Annotated in this window: 16 protein-coding genes; 3 read left to right on the top strand and 13 right to left on the bottom strand. The window is 72.6% G+C overall.

The window, feature by feature from the left end; genetic code table 11:
• Positions 1 to 19 precede the first annotated feature (19 nt).
• From ACIBJE_RS02730 to ACIBJE_RS02705, 6 genes are read right to left on the bottom strand one after another with little or no spacing between them, the layout of a single operon-like run.
• Positions 20 to 1597, bottom strand: coding sequence for a hypothetical protein (locus ACIBJE_RS02730; RefSeq protein WP_396742020.1), 1578 nt, complete (start codon positions 1595 to 1597; stop codon positions 20 to 22).
• Positions 1597 to 1896, bottom strand: a complete 300-nt coding sequence (locus ACIBJE_RS02725) for a YciI family protein (RefSeq protein WP_377661206.1) — start codon at positions 1894 to 1896, stop codon at positions 1597 to 1599. The genes ACIBJE_RS02730 and ACIBJE_RS02725 overlap by 1 nt, the downstream gene beginning before the upstream one ends.
• A complete protein-coding gene (locus tag ACIBJE_RS02720; RefSeq protein WP_396742017.1) occupies positions 1893 to 3215 on the bottom strand; it encodes a hypothetical protein in 1323 nt (440 codons plus the stop codon). The genes ACIBJE_RS02725 and ACIBJE_RS02720 overlap by 4 nt, the downstream gene beginning before the upstream one ends.
• Positions 3216 to 3255: 40 nt before the next feature.
• Complete coding sequence (locus ACIBJE_RS02715) at positions 3256 to 4089, bottom strand: SDR family NAD(P)-dependent oxidoreductase (RefSeq protein WP_396742015.1); 834 nt, start codon at positions 4087 to 4089, stop codon at positions 3256 to 3258.
• The gene (locus ACIBJE_RS02710) at positions 4086 to 5066 is read right to left on the bottom strand and encodes an alpha-ketoacid dehydrogenase subunit beta (protein WP_396742013.1); all 981 of its coding nucleotides are present in this window, start codon (positions 5064 to 5066) and stop codon (positions 4086 to 4088) included. The genes ACIBJE_RS02715 and ACIBJE_RS02710 overlap by 4 nt, the downstream gene beginning before the upstream one ends.
• On the bottom strand, positions 5059 to 5994 hold the full coding sequence (locus ACIBJE_RS02705; protein ID WP_396742235.1) for a thiamine pyrophosphate-dependent dehydrogenase E1 component subunit alpha: 936 nt from the start codon (positions 5992 to 5994) through the stop codon (positions 5059 to 5061). Before ACIBJE_RS02705 ends, ACIBJE_RS02710 begins: the two co-directional genes overlap by 8 nt.
• A gap of 130 nt (positions 5995 to 6124) precedes the next feature.
• Between ACIBJE_RS02705 and ACIBJE_RS02700 the strand changes: the two genes are divergently transcribed.
• Positions 6125 to 7255: a mandelate racemase/muconate lactonizing enzyme family protein gene (locus ACIBJE_RS02700; RefSeq protein WP_396742011.1), complete on the top strand. Its 1131-nt coding sequence runs from the start codon at positions 6125 to 6127 to the stop codon at positions 7253 to 7255.
• Between the two features lie 125 nt (positions 7256 to 7380).
• Here ACIBJE_RS02700 and ACIBJE_RS02695 read toward each other — a convergent pair whose 3' ends face one another.
• The 6 genes from ACIBJE_RS02695 to ACIBJE_RS02670 form a co-directional block, all read right to left on the bottom strand.
• Positions 7381 to 7776 carry an L-rhamnose mutarotase gene (locus ACIBJE_RS02695; RefSeq protein WP_396742009.1) on the bottom strand — a complete coding sequence of 132 codons (396 nt, stop codon included), beginning with the start codon at positions 7774 to 7776 and terminating at the stop codon, positions 7381 to 7383.
• Positions 7773 to 8606: a carbohydrate ABC transporter permease gene (locus ACIBJE_RS02690; protein WP_396742007.1), complete on the bottom strand. Its 834-nt coding sequence runs from the start codon at positions 8604 to 8606 to the stop codon at positions 7773 to 7775. The genes ACIBJE_RS02695 and ACIBJE_RS02690 overlap by 4 nt, the downstream gene beginning before the upstream one ends.
• Positions 8603 to 9562: a carbohydrate ABC transporter permease gene (locus ACIBJE_RS02685; RefSeq protein WP_396742005.1), complete on the bottom strand. Its 960-nt coding sequence runs from the start codon at positions 9560 to 9562 to the stop codon at positions 8603 to 8605. Before ACIBJE_RS02685 ends, ACIBJE_RS02690 begins: the two co-directional genes overlap by 4 nt.
• 64 nt (positions 9563 to 9626) lie before the next feature.
• Entirely contained in the window at positions 9627 to 10925 is a 1299-nt protein-coding gene (locus ACIBJE_RS02680) for an ABC transporter substrate-binding protein (protein ID WP_396742003.1), read from the bottom strand.
• Positions 10912 to 11940, bottom strand: a complete 1029-nt coding sequence (locus ACIBJE_RS02675) for a Gfo/Idh/MocA family protein (protein ID WP_396742001.1) — start codon at positions 11938 to 11940, stop codon at positions 10912 to 10914. The genes ACIBJE_RS02680 and ACIBJE_RS02675 overlap by 14 nt, the downstream gene beginning before the upstream one ends.
• Positions 11937 to 13187 carry a M20 family metallopeptidase gene (locus ACIBJE_RS02670; protein ID WP_396742000.1) on the bottom strand — a complete coding sequence of 417 codons (1251 nt, stop codon included), beginning with the start codon at positions 13185 to 13187 and terminating at the stop codon, positions 11937 to 11939. Before ACIBJE_RS02670 ends, ACIBJE_RS02675 begins: the two co-directional genes overlap by 4 nt.
• A gap of 111 nt (positions 13188 to 13298) precedes the next feature.
• Between ACIBJE_RS02670 and ACIBJE_RS02665 the strand changes: the two genes are divergently transcribed.
• On the top strand, positions 13299 to 14186 hold the full coding sequence (locus ACIBJE_RS02665) for an amidohydrolase family protein (RefSeq protein ID WP_396741998.1): 888 nt from the start codon (positions 13299 to 13301) through the stop codon (positions 14184 to 14186).
• Positions 14187 to 14283: 97 nt separating this feature from the next.
• Positions 14284 to 15624: a hypothetical protein gene (locus ACIBJE_RS02660; protein WP_396741996.1), complete on the top strand. Its 1341-nt coding sequence runs from the start codon at positions 14284 to 14286 to the stop codon at positions 15622 to 15624.
• A 115-nt stretch (positions 15625 to 15739) separates the two neighbouring features.
• Here ACIBJE_RS02660 and ACIBJE_RS02655 read toward each other — a convergent pair whose 3' ends face one another.
• On the bottom strand, positions 15740 to 16042 hold the full coding sequence (locus ACIBJE_RS02655; protein WP_396741994.1) for a hypothetical protein: 303 nt from the start codon (positions 16040 to 16042) through the stop codon (positions 15740 to 15742).
• Positions 16043 to 16109 lie beyond the last annotated feature (67 nt).

The raw sequence follows: 16109 nt of genomic DNA, 5'->3' as shown, positions 1-16109 counted from the left end.
CCCACACCGTCGGGAGCGGTCAGGCGGCGGAGTGGGCGTGGCGGGCGGCCCGCTCGGCCAGCCACAGCCAGCGGCGCTGCACGTCCCCGGCGCTGGCCGCGACCATGGCCAGGGCGTCCGACCGGACGGCGTCGAGCGCGTCCGCCGTCGCGGCGGGGTCGTCCAGCACGGCCGCGCCGTCCGCGAACGCCTGCGCCTCCGCCGGGCCGCCGAACCGGGGGGCGACGTCGTCGCGCCAGAAGTCGGCCCAGGCCAGCTCCGGGTTCCAGGTGAACCGGGCGTACGCCAGGTAGCTGACCTCGTTCGTGGGGTGGTACGCCGAGGGCTCGGCGAAGATGGTCAGCCCGCGCAGCCCGGCCGCTCCGGAGCGGGCGGCCATGTCGGCGTACATCTCCGGCACCCAGGAGTGCCGCTGGCGGTTCCACTGCGAACCGGCGTGGGTGCGCAGCACGTTGGTGGTGTGCGGCAGCCGCTCGACGTGGTCGGCGGTGAGCCGGTCCCGGTTGTCGTACCAGAAACCCCGGTTCACGCAGTACTGGTACGCCACGTCGTCGGGCAGGTCCGCGAGGGGCTGCTGCGCGTCCAGGTCGAAGATGTTGTCCCAGTAGACCTCCACCAGGTGCCGCAGCGGCACCCCGGCCGGGCCGGTCCGGCGGGCGGTGTCCAGCAGCGTCGGGTACACCGACCGCATCGCCTCGTACGACCACGAGGTGCGCTCCCCGCCGGTGCGGGCCGCGCACCGGGCGCACGCGCAGCTGCCGTAGTCGCCGGTCTCGAAGTTGATTCCGCCCACCGGCAGGGTGTCCAGCAGCCAGTCGACGGCGTCGCGGTGCCAGGCCAGGTTGTCCGGCTGGGACGGGCAGGCGGCCATCATGTACTCGCTGGCCGGGAAGTGCAGGTCGCCGAACTCGTCGATGTCGAAGCCGACCTTCTTCGGCAGTTCCGCGGCGAGGTCGGGGCGCTGGCGCAGCCAGGTGGCGAGGTTGTAGCGGTGCCGGCCGTCGAAGTAGATGCCGCCGTAGGCGTTGACCCCGATCCCGGCGACGATCCGCACGCCGCGCTCGTTGGCGTACTCGCACAGGTCGCGGGCCGCCTCGACACCACCGTGGGCGTCGCGCAGCAGCCCGTACACGACGATGCCGCCGATCCGCTCCCGGCTGCAGAAGTCGACCAGCCGCCGGTAGTCCGCGCCGAACGCCTCCGCCGACTTGGCGTACGGGTTGAGCGCGCCGATCTCCTGCTGGCCGAGCTGGCGCAGGTCCCAGTTGGTGGAGTGGTCCCAGGTCCACAGGGTGCGCAGCGGCAGGCCCGGCGACCCGGTCCGCACGCCCACCGGTACGCCGGCCGGGGTGGCGGAGTCGGCCAGTTCCCGGGCGGCGTACACCAGCCCGGCGAAGGGATCGCCGCTGACCCGGATCTCACCGGTCTCGGGCACCTCGATCCGGTAGCCGCCCTCGGGCAGGGCCGGGTCGGCGGTGAACCGGACCGGCACCCCCTCGGACGCCCGGCCGAGGGCCTCCTCCACCAGCCGGGCGGCGTACGGCGCACTCTCGGCGCCGTGCACCCGGACCCCGGCGATCCGGCGGTACTGCGACATCATGACCTCCCGAGGGACTGCGGGGTGGCGGCGAGGTACTCGACCACCTCGATGGCCGTCCAGACCCCGTGCTGCCAGTACGGATCGTGTGCACAGCGGGCGCGTGCCGCGTCGGCGTCGGCGGCCCGCAGGACGAGGACGGAGGCGCCCAGGTCGGCCCGGGCCCCGGCGACCAGGGCGGTGCCGTCGGCCAGCAGGGACGCCACGTGGGCGAGGTGGGCGGCGCGGTGCGGTTCCCGCCGGGTGGCGGCGTCGGCGGCGAAGGTGGCGGTGACCAGGTAGGTGGGCTCGAACCTCACGTGCCACCGCCGATCGCCTCGCCGAGGCGCTGCATGGCCACCCGGTAGACGGTCTGCGGCCGGCCCGCGCCGGTGCTGACGTGCAGCCCGACCTCCTCGGCGAAGCCCGCCGCCCGCAGCGCCTTGAGCAGCCGCCGGGCCGAACGGGCCTCCACCCCGTACGCGTCGGCCAGGCCCCGCGCGGTCACCTGGTTCGGGTCCATCTGGTGCAGCGCCTCCAGCAGCCGGCGGGTGGAGAGCGGCCCGAGCCGGAGCTGCTCGGAGACCCGCAGGATGCCCGGCGCGGTCTCCCGGAGCCGCTGCTTGACCGGGCTCTCCCGGCTGGAGTAGATCTCCCCGTCCGGGAAGACCACGTGGGTGTCCCCGCTGCTCCGGCCCAGCGCCAGGGCCTTGCGGGCGTTGTCCTCGGCGGCGGCGATGGTGGTGCCGGCCCCGAAGCCGACGGTGTGCTCGACGTCGACGCCGCGCAGGGTGAGCAGGGAGGCGTGCCCGGCCCGGTAGCGGGCGATGGCGCTGTCCACGGTGCCCCGGGTGGTGGTGATGAGCATCGTCCGGTCGTCGATCGTGCCCAGCCGGCCACGCATCCGTTCGGCGTGCTCCAGCAGCGCCTCGCGCAGCCGCAGCCGCGCCCGTTCCGCCTGGTACGGATCGCCCTGGCGGCTGGCCGGCTCGGCCAGCTCGATCATCATCACCGCGATCTGGGTGCCCCGGGACTGGCGTACCTCGGCGGCGAGCCAGGCCCGGCGCAGCGCGTCCCGGACCGAGGCGCGGGTGTGCTCGACGCGCCAGACCGGCACCCCGGCGTCCCGCAGGTCCCGGTGCACCGCCCCGAGGCAGGTCAGGCAGGCTTCGACCGCTCCCGACTCGTAACGCTCCCGGTGGTACGCGGTGATCTCGTCGAGGCCGGAGAAGAGCAGGCCGGAGGAGTCGGCGATGGGCAGGATCTCGGTCGGCGGGGCCTGCTCGATGTCGTGGTAGGTCTCCCGGACGACGTCGGCCTCGATGGTGTCCACGCTCACCCGGGGTAGTCGTCCGCCGGTGGCCAGCAGCATCCGCGACAGCGTCCGGTAGAGGTCGATGCCGGCGTGCGGCACGAAGTCGATCTCGGCACGCAGCCCGCCGGTCGCGGCGGCGAACGTGTACGGGATGCGCCCGGTGAAGAGCATCACCTGGCACAGCCCGTCGAGTTCCCGGGCCAGTTCGGGGGCCTGTTCCGGCCGGGTGTAGGCGCGGACGGTGAGGTCGGCGGAGCGCTGTTCGCCCTCGGCGACCTCCTGTACGAGCCGGATCGAGTCCTCCGGACCGATGATGCCGATCACTGTGCTGCCTCCACGTCGTCGCCGCCCTCGGGTGGGGTGCTCAGCCGGTGTGGACGGTGCCGACGACACCGTCGCTGGCCGGCGAGGCCAGCAGCACCAGTGCCGACGCCACGTCCTCCGGGCGGCCCAGCGCGGCCTCGATCGCCGCGACCCGTCCCCCGTCGGTCCCGTTGGCCCGCGCCTCGTCCAGCGACCGCCGCATCAGCGGCGTGTCGATGTCGCCGGGACAGAGCGTGTGCACCCGGATCCCCTGTGGACGCAACTGCCGGTCGAGGGTGAGCGCCAGCCCGTGCAACCCTCCCTTACTCGCGCCGTAGGGTACCGAGCCCGAGCCGGTGAGCACGCCGGCCTTCGATCCGACCAGCACCAGCACACCCGAGCCGGGGGTGAGGTGCCGGGTGGCGTGCCGGGCGACCAGGAACGGCCCGGTCAGGTTGACCGCGATCACCCGCGCCCACAGCTCGACCGGGACGTCCCGCACGTCCAGCCCCTGCCCGAGCATCACCCCGGCCACGTGCAGCACGGCGTCGATGCCGCCCAGTTCGGCGGCGACGTCGTCGAGGGCGCTGGCGACCTCGTCCTCGACGGTCACGTCGACCCGACGGGCGCAGGCGGTCGCCCCGGCGGACCGGGCGTCGGCGGCGGCGGAGGCCGCGCCGTCACCGTCGGCGTCCAGGACGGCGACCGCCGCGCCCGCCTCGGCGGCGGCCCGCACGGTGGACAGGCCGATGCCGGAGGCCCCGCCGACGACCACCACCCGTCGGCCGGCCAGCAGGCCGGCCGACGAGGTGGGACTGGCCGACGGGTCCGGACCGGCCGACGGGGTGGAGTCGGCCGACGGATCCGGACCGGCCGACGGGGTGGGGCTGGTCATCGACCGACCGTCCGCCGCACCGCGGCCACCACGTCGGCGGCCTCGGGCACCACGGCCTGCTGGAGGGTGGGAGCGGCCGGCATCGGCAGGTCCGGCAGGCCCACCCGGGCCACCGGGGCGCGCAGGTCGGCGAAGCACTCGGCGGCGGCGCGGGCGGCGATCTCCGCGCCGAATCCGCCGGTCAGGTTCGCCTCGTGGGCCACGACCAGCCGGCCGGTGCGGGCCACCGAGGCGGCGACGGTGTCGAAGTCCAGCGGGTTGAGCCAGCGCAGGTCGATCACCTCGGCCTCGATGCCCTCCTCGGCGAGGGTGCCGGCCGCCTCCACCGAGGCGGACACCATCCGGGACCAGGTGACCACGGTGACGTCGCCGCCGGGGCGGACCACCCGGGCCCCGCCGACCGGCTCGACCGGGACGTCGGTGCGCACCGGCCCACGCGTCGGGTAGAGCATCCGGGCCTCGGCGACCACCACCGGGTCGTCGCTGACCACGGCCGTCCGCAGCATCTGGTACGCGTCGTCCGGCGTGGCCGGCAGCGCGATCCGCAGCCCGGGGGTGTGCGCGAAGTACGCCTCCGGGGAGTGCGAGTGCTGGGCGCAGGCGCCCGGCGAGTAGCCCTGCTGCATCCGGATCACCAGCGGGGCCTTCCAGCGGCCGTTGCTGGCGTACCGGATGGTGGAGATCTGGTTGACGAACTGGTCCATCGCCACGAAGGAGAAGTCCGCGTACATGATCTCGGCGATCGGCCGCAGGCCGGTCATCGCCGCGCCCAGCGCCATGCCGAGGAAGCCGGTCTCGGAGATCGGGGTGTCGAAGATCCGCGCGGAGCCGAACCGCTTGTGCAGCCCCTTGGTCGCGCCGAACGGCCCGCCGGGCAGGGCGACGTCCTCGCCGAAGTAGACGGTGTCCTCCCGGCTGTCCAACGCCCAGGCGAGCGCGGCGTTGACGGCCTGGATGTAGCGCAGGGACTCAGACATGGACGTGCTCCTTGACGGTCGCCGGGTCCGGGAACGGCACGGCGCGGGCGGCGGTGACGGCGGCCTCGACCTCGGCGGCCACCTCGGCGTCGATGACGTCGAGCCGGGCGGTCAGGTCGGCGTCGGCGGCCTGCCGGATCCGCGCGAGGGGCTCGCGTTCCCGGGCAGCGGCGATCTCACCGGCCGGCCGGTAGTGCTGCACGTCGCCGCTGTAGTGGCCGACCAGCCGCTCGGTCATCGCCTCCACGATGGACGGCCCACCGCCCTCGCGGGCCCGGGTGACCGCCTCGGTGACCGCCTCGGCGACGGCGTCGCAGTCGTTGCCGTCGACCACCCGGCCGGGCACGCCGTAGGCGGGGGCCCGCTCGGCGAGCTGGCGGATCCGCACCATGTCCTCGATCCGGGACATCTCGGAGTAGACGTTGTTCTCGACGACCAGCACCAACGGCAGGTCGAGCACGGCGGCGAGGTTGATCGCCTCGTGCACGTTGCCCTGGTTCATCGCGCCGTCGCCGATGCTGACCACGGAGACCGCGCCGCTGCCGGTGCGCTGGGCGGTCAGCGCCGCCCCGGCGGCGACCGGCACACCGGCGCCCACGATGGAGTTCTCGCCGATGAACCAGCGGCCCGGGTCGGTCAGGTACGGCGAGGCGGCCCGCCCGCCGCACAGCGCCGAGTCACGCCCCATCATCTCGGCGAAGAGCCCGACCAGGTCCACGCCCCGGGCGATCGCCCAGCCGTGGCCCCGGTACGTCGCGGTCACGTGGTCGCCGTCGCGCAGGGCGCGGGCGGCACCGACCGGGATCGCCTCCTGCCCGTTGCACAGGTGGATCGAACCCGGGACCTCACCGGCGTCCTTGAGGGCGGCCAGCCGCTCCTCGAACCGGCGGATCCGGGCCATCAGCCGATAGTCGTCCGGCAGACCCATCACACCCCCAGTGTTAGTTAGAGCCTTATTCCGGCTCGTTCGCATCGGAGCCTAGACCAGCGGCGTAAGGCTATGGAAGAGTGCAAGAGCAAGTTTCTGGCCGTTATTGGTCTCTAATTTGGGGGCAGGTATGGAGATCACCGCCGTCGAGTCGGTGGTGCGGGGCGACGCGCACTTCGTCCAGGTGCGGACGTCGGACGGTCTGGTCGGCGTGGGCCAGTCCGCCTGCTGGGGCTACCCCACCGCCGTGCACGCCGTGGTGGAGGCGTTCCGGCCGCACCTGCTCGGCGCGGACCCGAACCGGATCGAGCACCACTGGCACCACCTCTACCGGATGGGTCCGTTCCGGGGCTCGGTGCTCACCGCCGCCGTCTCCGCGGTGGACATCGCCCTGTGGGACCTGCTCGGCAAGCGACTCGGCGTGCCGGTGTGGCAACTGCTGGGCGGCCGGGTGCGGGACCGGATCCGGCTGCACCTGCTGCTGTCCGGCACCGGAGCGGAGGCGCTGGCCGCGCAGGCGGCGGCGGCCGTGGCCGACGGCTTCACCGCGGTCAAGTTCGACCCGCTCCCCGCCGACTACGGCGACCTGTCGCTGCACCGGCTGGTCACCGCCACCGAGGCCACCACCGCGGCGGTCCGGGAGACCGTCGGCCCCGACGTGGACCTGCTGGTCGAGCTGCACCGCAAGCTCACCCCGTTACAGGCGGAGGCGGTGGTGCCGGCGCTGGCCCGGCACCTGCCGCTGCTGGTCGAGGACCCGGTGCAGATCGACAGCATCAGCAGCCAGGCGACCGTGGCCCGGCGGGCGCTCGGCGTGCCGATGGCGAACGGGGAACGGCTGCACACCATCTGGGAGTTCAAGGAGTTGCTCGCCCAGGGCGGCGCCCAGTACGTCCGCCCCGACCTGGGACTGGCCGGCGGGATCAGCCACGCCCGCAAGATCGCCGCGTTGGCCGAGTCGTACCACGCCGCCGTGGTCAGCCACAACTGCCTCGGGCCGCTGCTGACCATGGCCTCGGTGCACCTGGACGCGGCCATTCCGAACTTCGTGACGCAGGAGTACTCCCCCCTCGACGACCAGCTCGCCGACGGCCCCGCCCGGGCGTGCGTCCGCCGGCAGGGCGGCTGGCTGCCGGTGCCCGAGGAGCCGGGGCTCGGCGTCACCCTCGACCTCACCGACGACACCCCGCTGGACCTGACCGGCCGGCCGCTGACCCGCATCCCGCTGCGCGCCGACGGTTCGGTCGCGTACGCCGTCTGACCCCACCCCCGCGCCCGCTCCGCGCGCGTCGCGTCGCGTCGCGTTGATCAAGAAGTTCGCGTCGGGAGAACGGCGTTCCGCTGACGTCGACTTCTTGATCAACGCGCGCGGGGTGGGTGGGGCGGTCAGGGTGGGGGGTGGCCGGGGTGGTGGAAGACGGGGTACGCCCAGAGCGGCTCGCCGTCGGCGTCGGCGATCTCGGCGAACAGGTGCGCCAACGACTCCGTCCACCGCCGCTGCACCGGCGAGCCGTCGGTGACCCGGCTGGCGTGCCGGAACCCGTGCCGGGTGCGCAGCACGCAGATCAGCAGCAGCCCGTGCCGATGGATGTGGTAGTCGTAGATTCCCGCCTCGTCGAGCAGCGCCGACATCTCCGGCCAGATCTCGGCGTGCCGGCGCTCGTACTCGGCCTCCGCCCCGGGTCGGAGCCGGTACAGGTGGCACACCTGCACCCCCGGCCCGGCGTCGGCCGGACCGGGGGTGGCGGCTACCGGGCCGAAACTGGCGTCGGCCGGGCTCACTTGCCCGAGCCGGCGAGTGCGCCGGAGACCAGTTGCCGCTGGAAGACCAGGTAGATGATGAGCACCGGCAGCAGGGCGACGATCAGGCCCGCGCTGACCAGCGGCACCGAGACGTCGTACTGCCCACTGAGCATGGAGACCCCGACCATCAGGGTCTTGCTGTCCGAACCACCCATGATGACCAGGGGCAGCAGCAGGTCGTTCCACATCCAGACGAAGTTGAAGATGGCGAGCGCGGCCAGCGCCGGGGCGGCGATCGGGGTGAGCAGCCGGAACAGGACGGTGAAGTGCCCGGCCCCGTCCACCCGGGCCGCCTCGATCAGCTCGTCCGGGATCTGCTGGAAGTAGCCGGCCAGCTGGTACGTGCCCAGCGGCAGCCCGAAGGCGGCGTAGGCCAGGATCAGTCCCTGGTACTCGCCGGACATGCCCAGGTCCAGCACGGTCTGGTAGAGCGGGTAGATGATCGCCTGACTGGGGATGGTCAGCGAGATGATGATCAGCAGGAAGACCAGCCTGCCGCCCCGGAACCGCAGCTTGGTCACCACGTACGCGACCAGCAGCGCGGCCAGCACCGACAGCACCAGCCCGCCCACGGTGGTGACGAGCGAGTTCAGCAGCAGCCGGGGCATGTCCATCCGGCGGAACGCCTCGAGGTAGTTCTCCAGTGTGATCCCACTGGTCGGCAGGCCGAGCGGGTCGCGGGCGAAGCCGGTCTGCGTCTTCAGGGAACTGACCACGGTGAACAGCAGCGGGTAGATCGCCGCGACCGCGACGACCACCAGCGCGAAGGTCAACAGGTAACGCCCGATCCGGGCGGCGTGTGTGTTCATCGCGGCTTGCGGGTCCCCTCTTTGAACATGTGCCGCACGCTGAACACGGACAGCAGGGCGACGAAGACGAACAGCGCGATGCCGATGGCCGAGCCGTAGCCCCGGTCGAGGAACTGGAAGGTCGTCAGGAAGACCAGGTACTCCGGCATCATCGTGGCGTCCCCGGGGCCACCCTGGGTCAACGCGTAGATCAGCGGGAACAGCCAGATCAGCACGCCGGACGCGCAGAGCACGCTCCAGTACGCCACCGTCGGACGCAGCATCGGCACCACCACCGAGAACAGCCGTCGCCAGAAGTTGGCCCCGTCGAGGTAGGCGGCCTCCAGCACCTCGTCGGGGATGGTGGAGAGCCCAGCCAGGTAGGTCATCACCCCGAGCCCGAAGAAGCTCCACAGCGCCACCGCGACCAGCGAGAAGATCGCGCTCCACCGGCCGTTGAGCCACTCGATGGCCAGCGGCTCCAGGCCGACCGTGCGCAGCAGGGCGTTGATCGGCCCGTCCGGGGCGAGGATCTGCCGGAACATGATGCCGACCACGATCGGCGCGATGGTGTACGGGACGAAGTAGACGGCCCGGAAGAACTTCCAGCCCGGGGCCCGCTGGTGGATGAAGACCGCCAGGACCAGGGGGATCACCACCCAGAACGGCAGGGTGGCGACCACCAGCAGGGCGTTGCGGAAGCTGGTGAGCACCATCGGGTCGTCGAGCATCCGGGTGTAGTTGTCCGCCCCGGCGAACGACCCGCCGTCGAACCCGCCCGACGACTCGAGACTGGTGATCACCCCCCGGACCAGGGGCACCAGCTTGAACGTGACCACGAGGGCCAGGGCGGGCAGCACCAGGGCGGCCCCCAGCCACCACTCCCGCGCCCGGCCCGACCCGCGTGGCGCAGGGGTGGGCCGGGCGGGTTCGTCGGCGCCCGCCGACTTCGCGACCGGCACGGTCGAAATGGTCATCAGGGTTCCTTCCCCGGGACTCACCGGTCGCAGGCGGCACGCCGGCCGCCTGCGACCGGTACGGTCACTTGCCCTGCTTCTTCGTGGGACTGCGCTCCAGCGCCTGCTGCATCTGCTCGGCCCACTTGTCGACGGTGAGCTGGCCCAGGGTCACCTGCTGCCAGCCCCGGGCGAGCGCGTCCGCCTCCGGGCCGGAGAGCATCACACCGGCGTGCAGGGTCGGCTCGGCCACCAGCTCCTGGATCTTGCGGAACGCCGGGGACGAGGGCAGCAGCGCCGGGTCGACGTTCTTGTTCAGCGGCTGGCCCTTGGCGTGCTTCACCCAGAGCTCGCCGTTCTCCTTGCCGGCCAGCCAGGTGATGAACTCCAGGCCGGCCTCCTTCTTCTCGCTCCACTTGGTGACGCCGTAGACGGCGCCCTCGATGCCGGAGAACTTCTGCGCCAGCGGGGCGTCCGGGTTGATCGTCGGCCAGCGGGTGACGCCCAGCTTGTCGTCACCGAGGGCCTTGCCGAAGGCGTCCCAGTTGACCGCGTCCGAGATGATCGTGCCGGCGAAGGCGGCGTCCCCGCGCTGGAAGATGTCCGCGCCGTCGGGCAGCATCGTGATCGACGGGGCGTTCTTGTTGGTCCAGCCCTTGGTGGTGATCTCGGCCAGCTTCTCCAGGACGGACACCAGCTTCGGGTCCTTCCACGACAGGGTGCCGGCCAGCAGGCCCCGGATGTCCTCCTCGGACAGGTAGTTACGGGCGATCTCCGGGAAGTCCCAGTAGGCCGGGAAGGTGCCGGAGAGGCCGAGCGCCAGGCAGGTCTTGCCGGACTTCGTCACCGCGTCACAGGCCGCGCTGAAGTCGGCCCAGGTGGCCGGGGGCTTCTCCGGGTCGAGGCCGGCCGCGCGCAGGACGTCCTTGTTGTAGTAGAGGACGTTGCCCTGGTACGAGAAGGGCACGCCGTAACAGGGCTTGGCGGTGTCGAAGCCCTCGCACGCGCCGCTGTAGGTGACCAGATCCTTGTTGATCTCGGCGGCCTTGTCGCCGAGCGGCACGTACGCGCCGCGCCGGTCGAACAGCTCCAGCCCGGCGTTGTTCGCCATCACGTCCGGCCCGGACTGCGAGGTGATGTACGGGCCCTGCACCTCGGGGTACTTGTCGAACGGGACGGACTGCATCTCCAGCTTGATGTCCGGGTGGGCAGCCTCGAAGCTGGTCTTGACCTGCTTCCAGTACTCGGTGCCACCCGGCTCCCAGGTCAGCACCTTGAGGGTGACCGGGCCGTCGGAGGCGTCGTCACCGCCGCCGCAGCCGGTCAGCAGCGCGGCGACCGCCGTGCCGGCGGCGACGACGCCGGCCAATCTACGTCGAAACATCGGCAGAAGCTCCTGTCACGTGTGGGGGGCTCGGGGGGATCCGGCGGACCGCGCCACCGGCGGTGGCGCTGTCGACCACGGCTTCAGCGACCCGGACGACGTGCAACCCGTCGGCGAGCGGGACCACCGCCGCCGGTTCGGTGCCGGCGACCTGGCCGAGGAAGTGCCGCAACTCGGCGGCGAGCGCGCCGCCGCCGTCGGCCGGGGAGAGGAGCCAGTCGGGCGCCTCGGTCGGCTCGCCCTGGACGAGCAGCGTGGGGTGGCCGAGGTCGACGTGCGCGACCCCGTCGGTGCCGTACACCTCGACCAGGTCCGAGGTGTGGTTGGTGGCGTGCTCAGGGAGCAGGTAGCTGTTGCGGATCGACGACACGACGTCGTTGGCGTGCCGAAGCTCCGCCCACACCAGGACCGGGCTGGCCGGTCCGGGTCGGGTCCGGGTCACCGCGCGCACCTCGACCACCGGCGCTCCGGCGTACCAGAGCGCCAGGTCGATGTCGTGCACGGCGGTGAGCAGCGCGGGGTGTTCGCGCGGGAAGAGGCGGCTCAGCGTCCGGGGCCGGTCCCGGCGGGACGACACGGCGAGCACGTCGCCGAGCCGGCCGGCGCGGACCGCCTCGTACAGGGCCCGGTGCGGGGCGCTGTGCCGCAGGATGTGGCCGGGCTGGCAGAGCACGCCGGTCCGCTCGGCGGCGACGACGATCGCGGCGGCGTCGTCGACCGTCGCGGCGAGGGGCTTCTCCACCAGGACGGGCACCCCGGCGTCGAGCAGGTCGACGGCGACCGCCCGGTGCGCCGGGCCGGGTACGCAGACCGAGGCCGCGTCGGGGCGTCCGGCGGCGAGCAGGTCGGCGACGGAGGCGTAGGTGTACGGCACCGCGTACTCGGCGGCGACCCGCTCGCGGGTCGGGGCGTCCGGCTCGACCAGCGCCCGCACCGGCACGCCGAGCGACCGGTACGCGGCCAGGTGCCGGACGCCGAACGCCCCGGCGCCGACCACCGCCACCGACCGGCTCATGCCCGGACCGCCCCGACGGCGGTGGCCCGGTCGCCGTCCGTCCCCGCCCGGTCGCCGTCCGCCGCGACCGGGTCGCCGGTCTCCGCGAGCCGGCCGTCGAGGACCGCCCGGGTGAGCCGCTCCAGGGCAGTCACTCCCGCCCCGAGGCAGCGCTCGTCCACGTCGAAGGAGCCGGAGTGCAGCGGCGCGCCGCCGCGCTCGCCGGTCACCCCCAGCTTGACGTAGAGGCTGGGGCCGAGCGCGCCGAGCAGGGCGAAGTCGTCCGTGGTCAGCGGCGGCTCGGCCAAGTCGGCCACCTCGACGGAGCCGGGCAGCTCGACGTGCGCGAGCCGCACCAGCGAACCAGCGTTGCGGACCGGGGGCATCTCGTTGGCCCAGGTGAACCGCACGCCCAGGTCGAGCGCGGCGGCCTGCTGCCGGGCGATCCGCTCGATGACCTCCTTGAGCCGCTCGCGGGTGGCCTCGTCGTGGGTACGCAGCGTGCCGGTGGCCTCCGCGTGGGCCGCGACCTGGCTCTGGCTCGCGCCGCCGGAGATCGTGCCGATGTTGAAGGCGACCAGCTCGTGCGGGTTGCGGGAGCGGGCCACCCCGGCGTGCAGCAGGTTGACGATGCCGCTCAGGCCGAGGATGGCGTCCCGGCCGAGGGCGGGGGTGGCGGCGTGCGCGGCCCGCCCGAGCACCTCGATCCGGAAGGCGTCCTTGGCGGCCATCGCCGTCTCCCGGTCGACGCCGACCGTCCCCACCGGCAGGTCGGGCCAGCAGTGCAGGCCGAGTACGGCGTCGTAGCGCCGCCCGCGCAGGGCCTCGTCGGCGAGTGCCGCGGCGGCGCCGGACGCTTCGCCGAACGGGATCTCCTCGGCCGGTTGGAAGAGCAGGGTGACCGACCCCCGGGCGGGCGGGTCGGCCGCGAGCCGGGCGGCGACACCGTAGACGACGGTCATGTGGACGTCGTGTCCGCAGGCGTGGCAGACCCCGGGGTTGGTGGAGGCGTAGTCGGCCTCCTTGGCGTCCTGGACAGGATAGGCGTCCATATCGGCCCGAAGCAGCACCGAGGGTCCCGGGGCACGCCCGTCGATCTCGACCAGCAGACCGGTACCGGCAATTCCGGTCCGGACCCGGCCGACGGGAGCCAACCGCTCGGCCAGGGCAGCCGCCGTACGGTGTTCCGTGAACCGCAGCTCGGGGTGCTGGTGAAGCTGCCGACGCAGCTGTACCAGATCGTCAACGTCCTCGTGCACCTGCACCACGCGGCTCCACTCCTCGCCTGCGGCCGATAATCCGGACCTAATTGAGACAAGAACTTAAGCGAGCGGTCCTCCCACGTCAATGGCCTGGTCGGAGTGGGTTAGGGTCCCGCCATGGAACGCGCCGACGCACACCTGCACCTGTTCGCCTCCGGGTATCCGGGCCGCTACGGACGGTCCCCGGCCGGCGGCGACGAGCTGGCCGTCTACGGATCGCTGCGCCGGACGCACGGCATCGACCGGGCACTCGTCGTCGGGTACGAGGGCGCGCCGGAGTTCGTCGGCAACAACGCGTACCTCGCCGGACTCGCCGCCGACCACGACTGGATCGCTCCCGTCGCGTACGTCCCGCCGGGCGGGCCGACCGACCCGAGCGACCTCCGCCGGTGGTGGGCCGAAGGGTTCGTCGGGATTTCGGCCTACCTGGCCGACCCGGAAGCCAGCCGGGCCTTCGGCATGTGGCTGGGCGACGCCGCCGCCGACCTCGACCGGGTCGGCGCGGTGCTCAGCCTCAACGCCACCCCCGCCGCGACCGCTCACCTCGGCCCGGCGCTGGCCGCCCTGGGCGACTGCACCGTGCTGGTCAGCCACCTCGGCCTGCCCGGTGCCCACCCGGTCCCGCCGGGCCGGGACACCGCCGCGTCGGTGCTCGCCCCTCTGCTCGGACTGGCCGAGCTACCGCACGTCGGGGTCAAGCTCTCCGGCCTGTACGCGATCAGCGAACCGGCGCACGCCTGGCCGCACGACAGCGCCCGCCCGTTCGTCGAGGTGCTGCTGGGCGCCTTCGGTCCGCAGCGCCTCTACTGGGGTTCGGACTTCTCCCCCAGCCTCGACCACGTCTCGTTCGCGCAGACCCTGCACCCGGTCGGCCTGGACGGGCTCTCCCCCGCCGAGGCAGCCGACGTGTACGGCGGCAACCTCTGCCGCGTGCTACCCACGCGGGCCGGCGTCGTCACACCCGGCGAGCAGCCCCACAGAACGATCGCAGCCGGTATCAAGTAGACAACCTTCGGTTACTTCAGATCTTCCTTGACCCCCTGGTCGGCTGCTGTACTACTCGCGCCACTCACGTCAGCCGAGCCACGGGGAGCCCCTGACCATGCCTGAAGCCCACCCTTCCCGGCGCACCCGGCGCGTCGCGTCCTCGGCGCTCGTCGGCGTCGTAGCCGGTGTCGTCCTGGCGGCCGCTTCACCCGCCGCCGCCAACCCGCGCGAGCCGGTCGAGGCGACCGGGGCCGGAAGCGCCACCGAGACGGTCATCACCCGCCCCGTCATCACCCCGCCCAGCGAGCCGACCACCATCGGCGTGCCGGCCGAGTTCAGCGTCACCAAGGCGGACGGCACCACCCCGAACGCGTACGTCTACCAGTTCAACGCCGGACCGCCGGTGCAGGTGCCGGCCGACGCCAACGGCGCGGCCACCATCTCCGTCAAGCCGACCTGGTACACCAACACGCTGACCGTCTACGGCCTCTTCCCGGGTGACTCCGCCGGGGAGAGCGCCAGCATCACGTTCAACTCCGGCGCGGCCCCCGTCGCCCCCGACGCGGACCTCACCGGCGACGGGGTCGCCGACCTGCTCACGGTCGGCGGCGCCCACACCCTGCCCGCCGGGCTCTGGCTCGCCACCGGGGACGCCGCGACCGGCATCGACCCGGCCAGCACCAACATCGGCATCCGGGGATACGGCATCGACGGCAACGACCCCGCCGACTTCACCGGCAGCCAGATCACCACCGGGCGGTTCTTCGGCGGGTCCTTCCAGGACATCCTCGTCTACCACCCGACCGGCGCCAAGGCCGGCGGTGCGACCATCCTGCGCGGCACCGGCGACGGCTCGCCACTGCACCCCCAGCTCAGCGGCAACCAGCAGCCCATCATCTCGGCCCAGTTGCTGGACGAGTACGGCAACTCGCCTCTCCAGCTCGCCAACGCCGGGGACAGCCGTCGGCTCGGCAACGACATCCCCGACCTGATCGGGATCAGCGGCGACGCGACCAACGGACACCACCTCACCTACTACCCGAACTTCTTCACGCCCGGCGGCTACTTCCTCGCCACCCGGACCACCGCGCTGACGCCGACCGGCGGCACCGACTGGAACAACTGGACCATCACCACCACCCAACTCAGTGGCGGCACCGCCATGTTCCTGTGGAACCGCACCACCGGCGCACTTCACCTGTGGACGGAGCTGACCTTCAGCCAGGACACCGGCCAGCTCGACCACACCGCATTCCACCTGGCCACGAACTGGAACACCAACGCCGCTCTCGACCTGCGTGCCGCCGACATCGACGGCGACGGCACGCCCGACCTCTGGACGGTCGGGGGCGCGGCCTCGGTCACCCCGTGGCTCGTGTCGGACCTGACCACCGCCGGCACCGGCACGGTCACCGCGCAACCCGCCCAGACACTGACCACTCCCAGCCAGAACTAGCAACTCGACAACGGTGACACCGGAGTGGTCGTCACCACGGCAGACGCCGGCGGCACCCTGCACGCCGCCGGCGCCTCTGCCGGGGTCACCTGGACCCGCCGTGCGCTGCCGCAGTTCAGATGAACGGACCGTCCAGGATGTCGAAGGAGAGCTGACCGGCGATCACATACTGGGCACTACCGCTCCTGATCGCCTGCGCGAGCACATCGAGCGACCACTCGTCAGGACCGGGCTCCAGGTCCAGGAAGTACAGGTCGTCGGAGAACGCCAGTTGCAACCCGTCCGACAGAACCTGTAGCGGGTACGCGGCCGTCTCACTCAGCCGGTACTCCCTGAGATCAGACAGGGTCATCCGGACAAGCTTCCAGCCGTACAGCGGCTGCCACTGTCCCCCGCCGCCGGGCGTCTCACGATCCATCGCCTGGATGTCGACAGTGAGACGCCGCCCACTCCGGCTCCGCCGCAGCTCAGATCCGTGGTGCGGT

It is taken from the genome of Micromonospora sp. NPDC050187 (assembly GCF_044459745.1).
GTDB lineage: Bacteria > Actinomycetota > Actinomycetes > Mycobacteriales > Micromonosporaceae > Micromonospora.
The sequence above is the reverse complement of the archived record's forward strand: the minus strand, read 5'-3'. Positions and strand labels throughout refer to the sequence as shown.

What these genes read in the sequence shown, in the direction of transcription:
- ACIBJE_RS02730 (WP_396742020.1), bottom strand. Translation starts at nt 1,597, where the DNA reads ATGTCGCAGTACCGCCGGATCGCCGGGGTCCGGGTGCACGGCGCCGAG.
- ACIBJE_RS02660 (WP_396741996.1), top strand. Translation starts at nt 14,284, where the DNA reads ATGCCTGAAGCCCACCCTTCCCGGCGCACCCGGCGCGTCGCGTCCTCG.
- ACIBJE_RS02675 (WP_396742001.1), bottom strand. Translation starts at nt 11,940, where the DNA reads ATGAGCCGGTCGGTGGCGGTGGTCGGCGCCGGGGCGTTCGGCGTCCGG.
- ACIBJE_RS02655 (WP_396741994.1), bottom strand. Translation starts at nt 16,042, where the DNA reads ATGGATCGTGAGACGCCCGGCGGCGGGGGACAGTGGCAGCCGCTGTAC.
- ACIBJE_RS02680 (WP_396742003.1), bottom strand. Translation starts at nt 10,925, where the DNA reads ATGTTTCGACGTAGATTGGCCGGCGTCGTCGCCGCCGGCACGGCGGTC.
- ACIBJE_RS02700 (WP_396742011.1), top strand. Translation starts at nt 6,125, where the DNA reads ATGGAGATCACCGCCGTCGAGTCGGTGGTGCGGGGCGACGCGCACTTC.
- ACIBJE_RS02665 (WP_396741998.1), top strand. Translation starts at nt 13,299, where the DNA reads ATGGAACGCGCCGACGCACACCTGCACCTGTTCGCCTCCGGGTATCCG.
- ACIBJE_RS02705 (WP_396742235.1), bottom strand. Translation starts at nt 5,994, where the DNA reads ATGGGTCTGCCGGACGACTATCGGCTGATGGCCCGGATCCGCCGGTTC.
- ACIBJE_RS02710 (WP_396742013.1), bottom strand. Translation starts at nt 5,066, where the DNA reads ATGTCTGAGTCCCTGCGCTACATCCAGGCCGTCAACGCCGCGCTCGCC.
- ACIBJE_RS02685 (WP_396742005.1), bottom strand. Translation starts at nt 9,562, where the DNA reads ATGACCATTTCGACCGTGCCGGTCGCGAAGTCGGCGGGCGCCGACGAA.
- ACIBJE_RS02715 (WP_396742015.1), bottom strand. Translation starts at nt 4,089, where the DNA reads ATGACCAGCCCCACCCCGTCGGCCGGTCCGGATCCGTCGGCCGACTCC.
- ACIBJE_RS02690 (WP_396742007.1), bottom strand. Translation starts at nt 8,606, where the DNA reads ATGAACACACACGCCGCCCGGATCGGGCGTTACCTGTTGACCTTCGCG.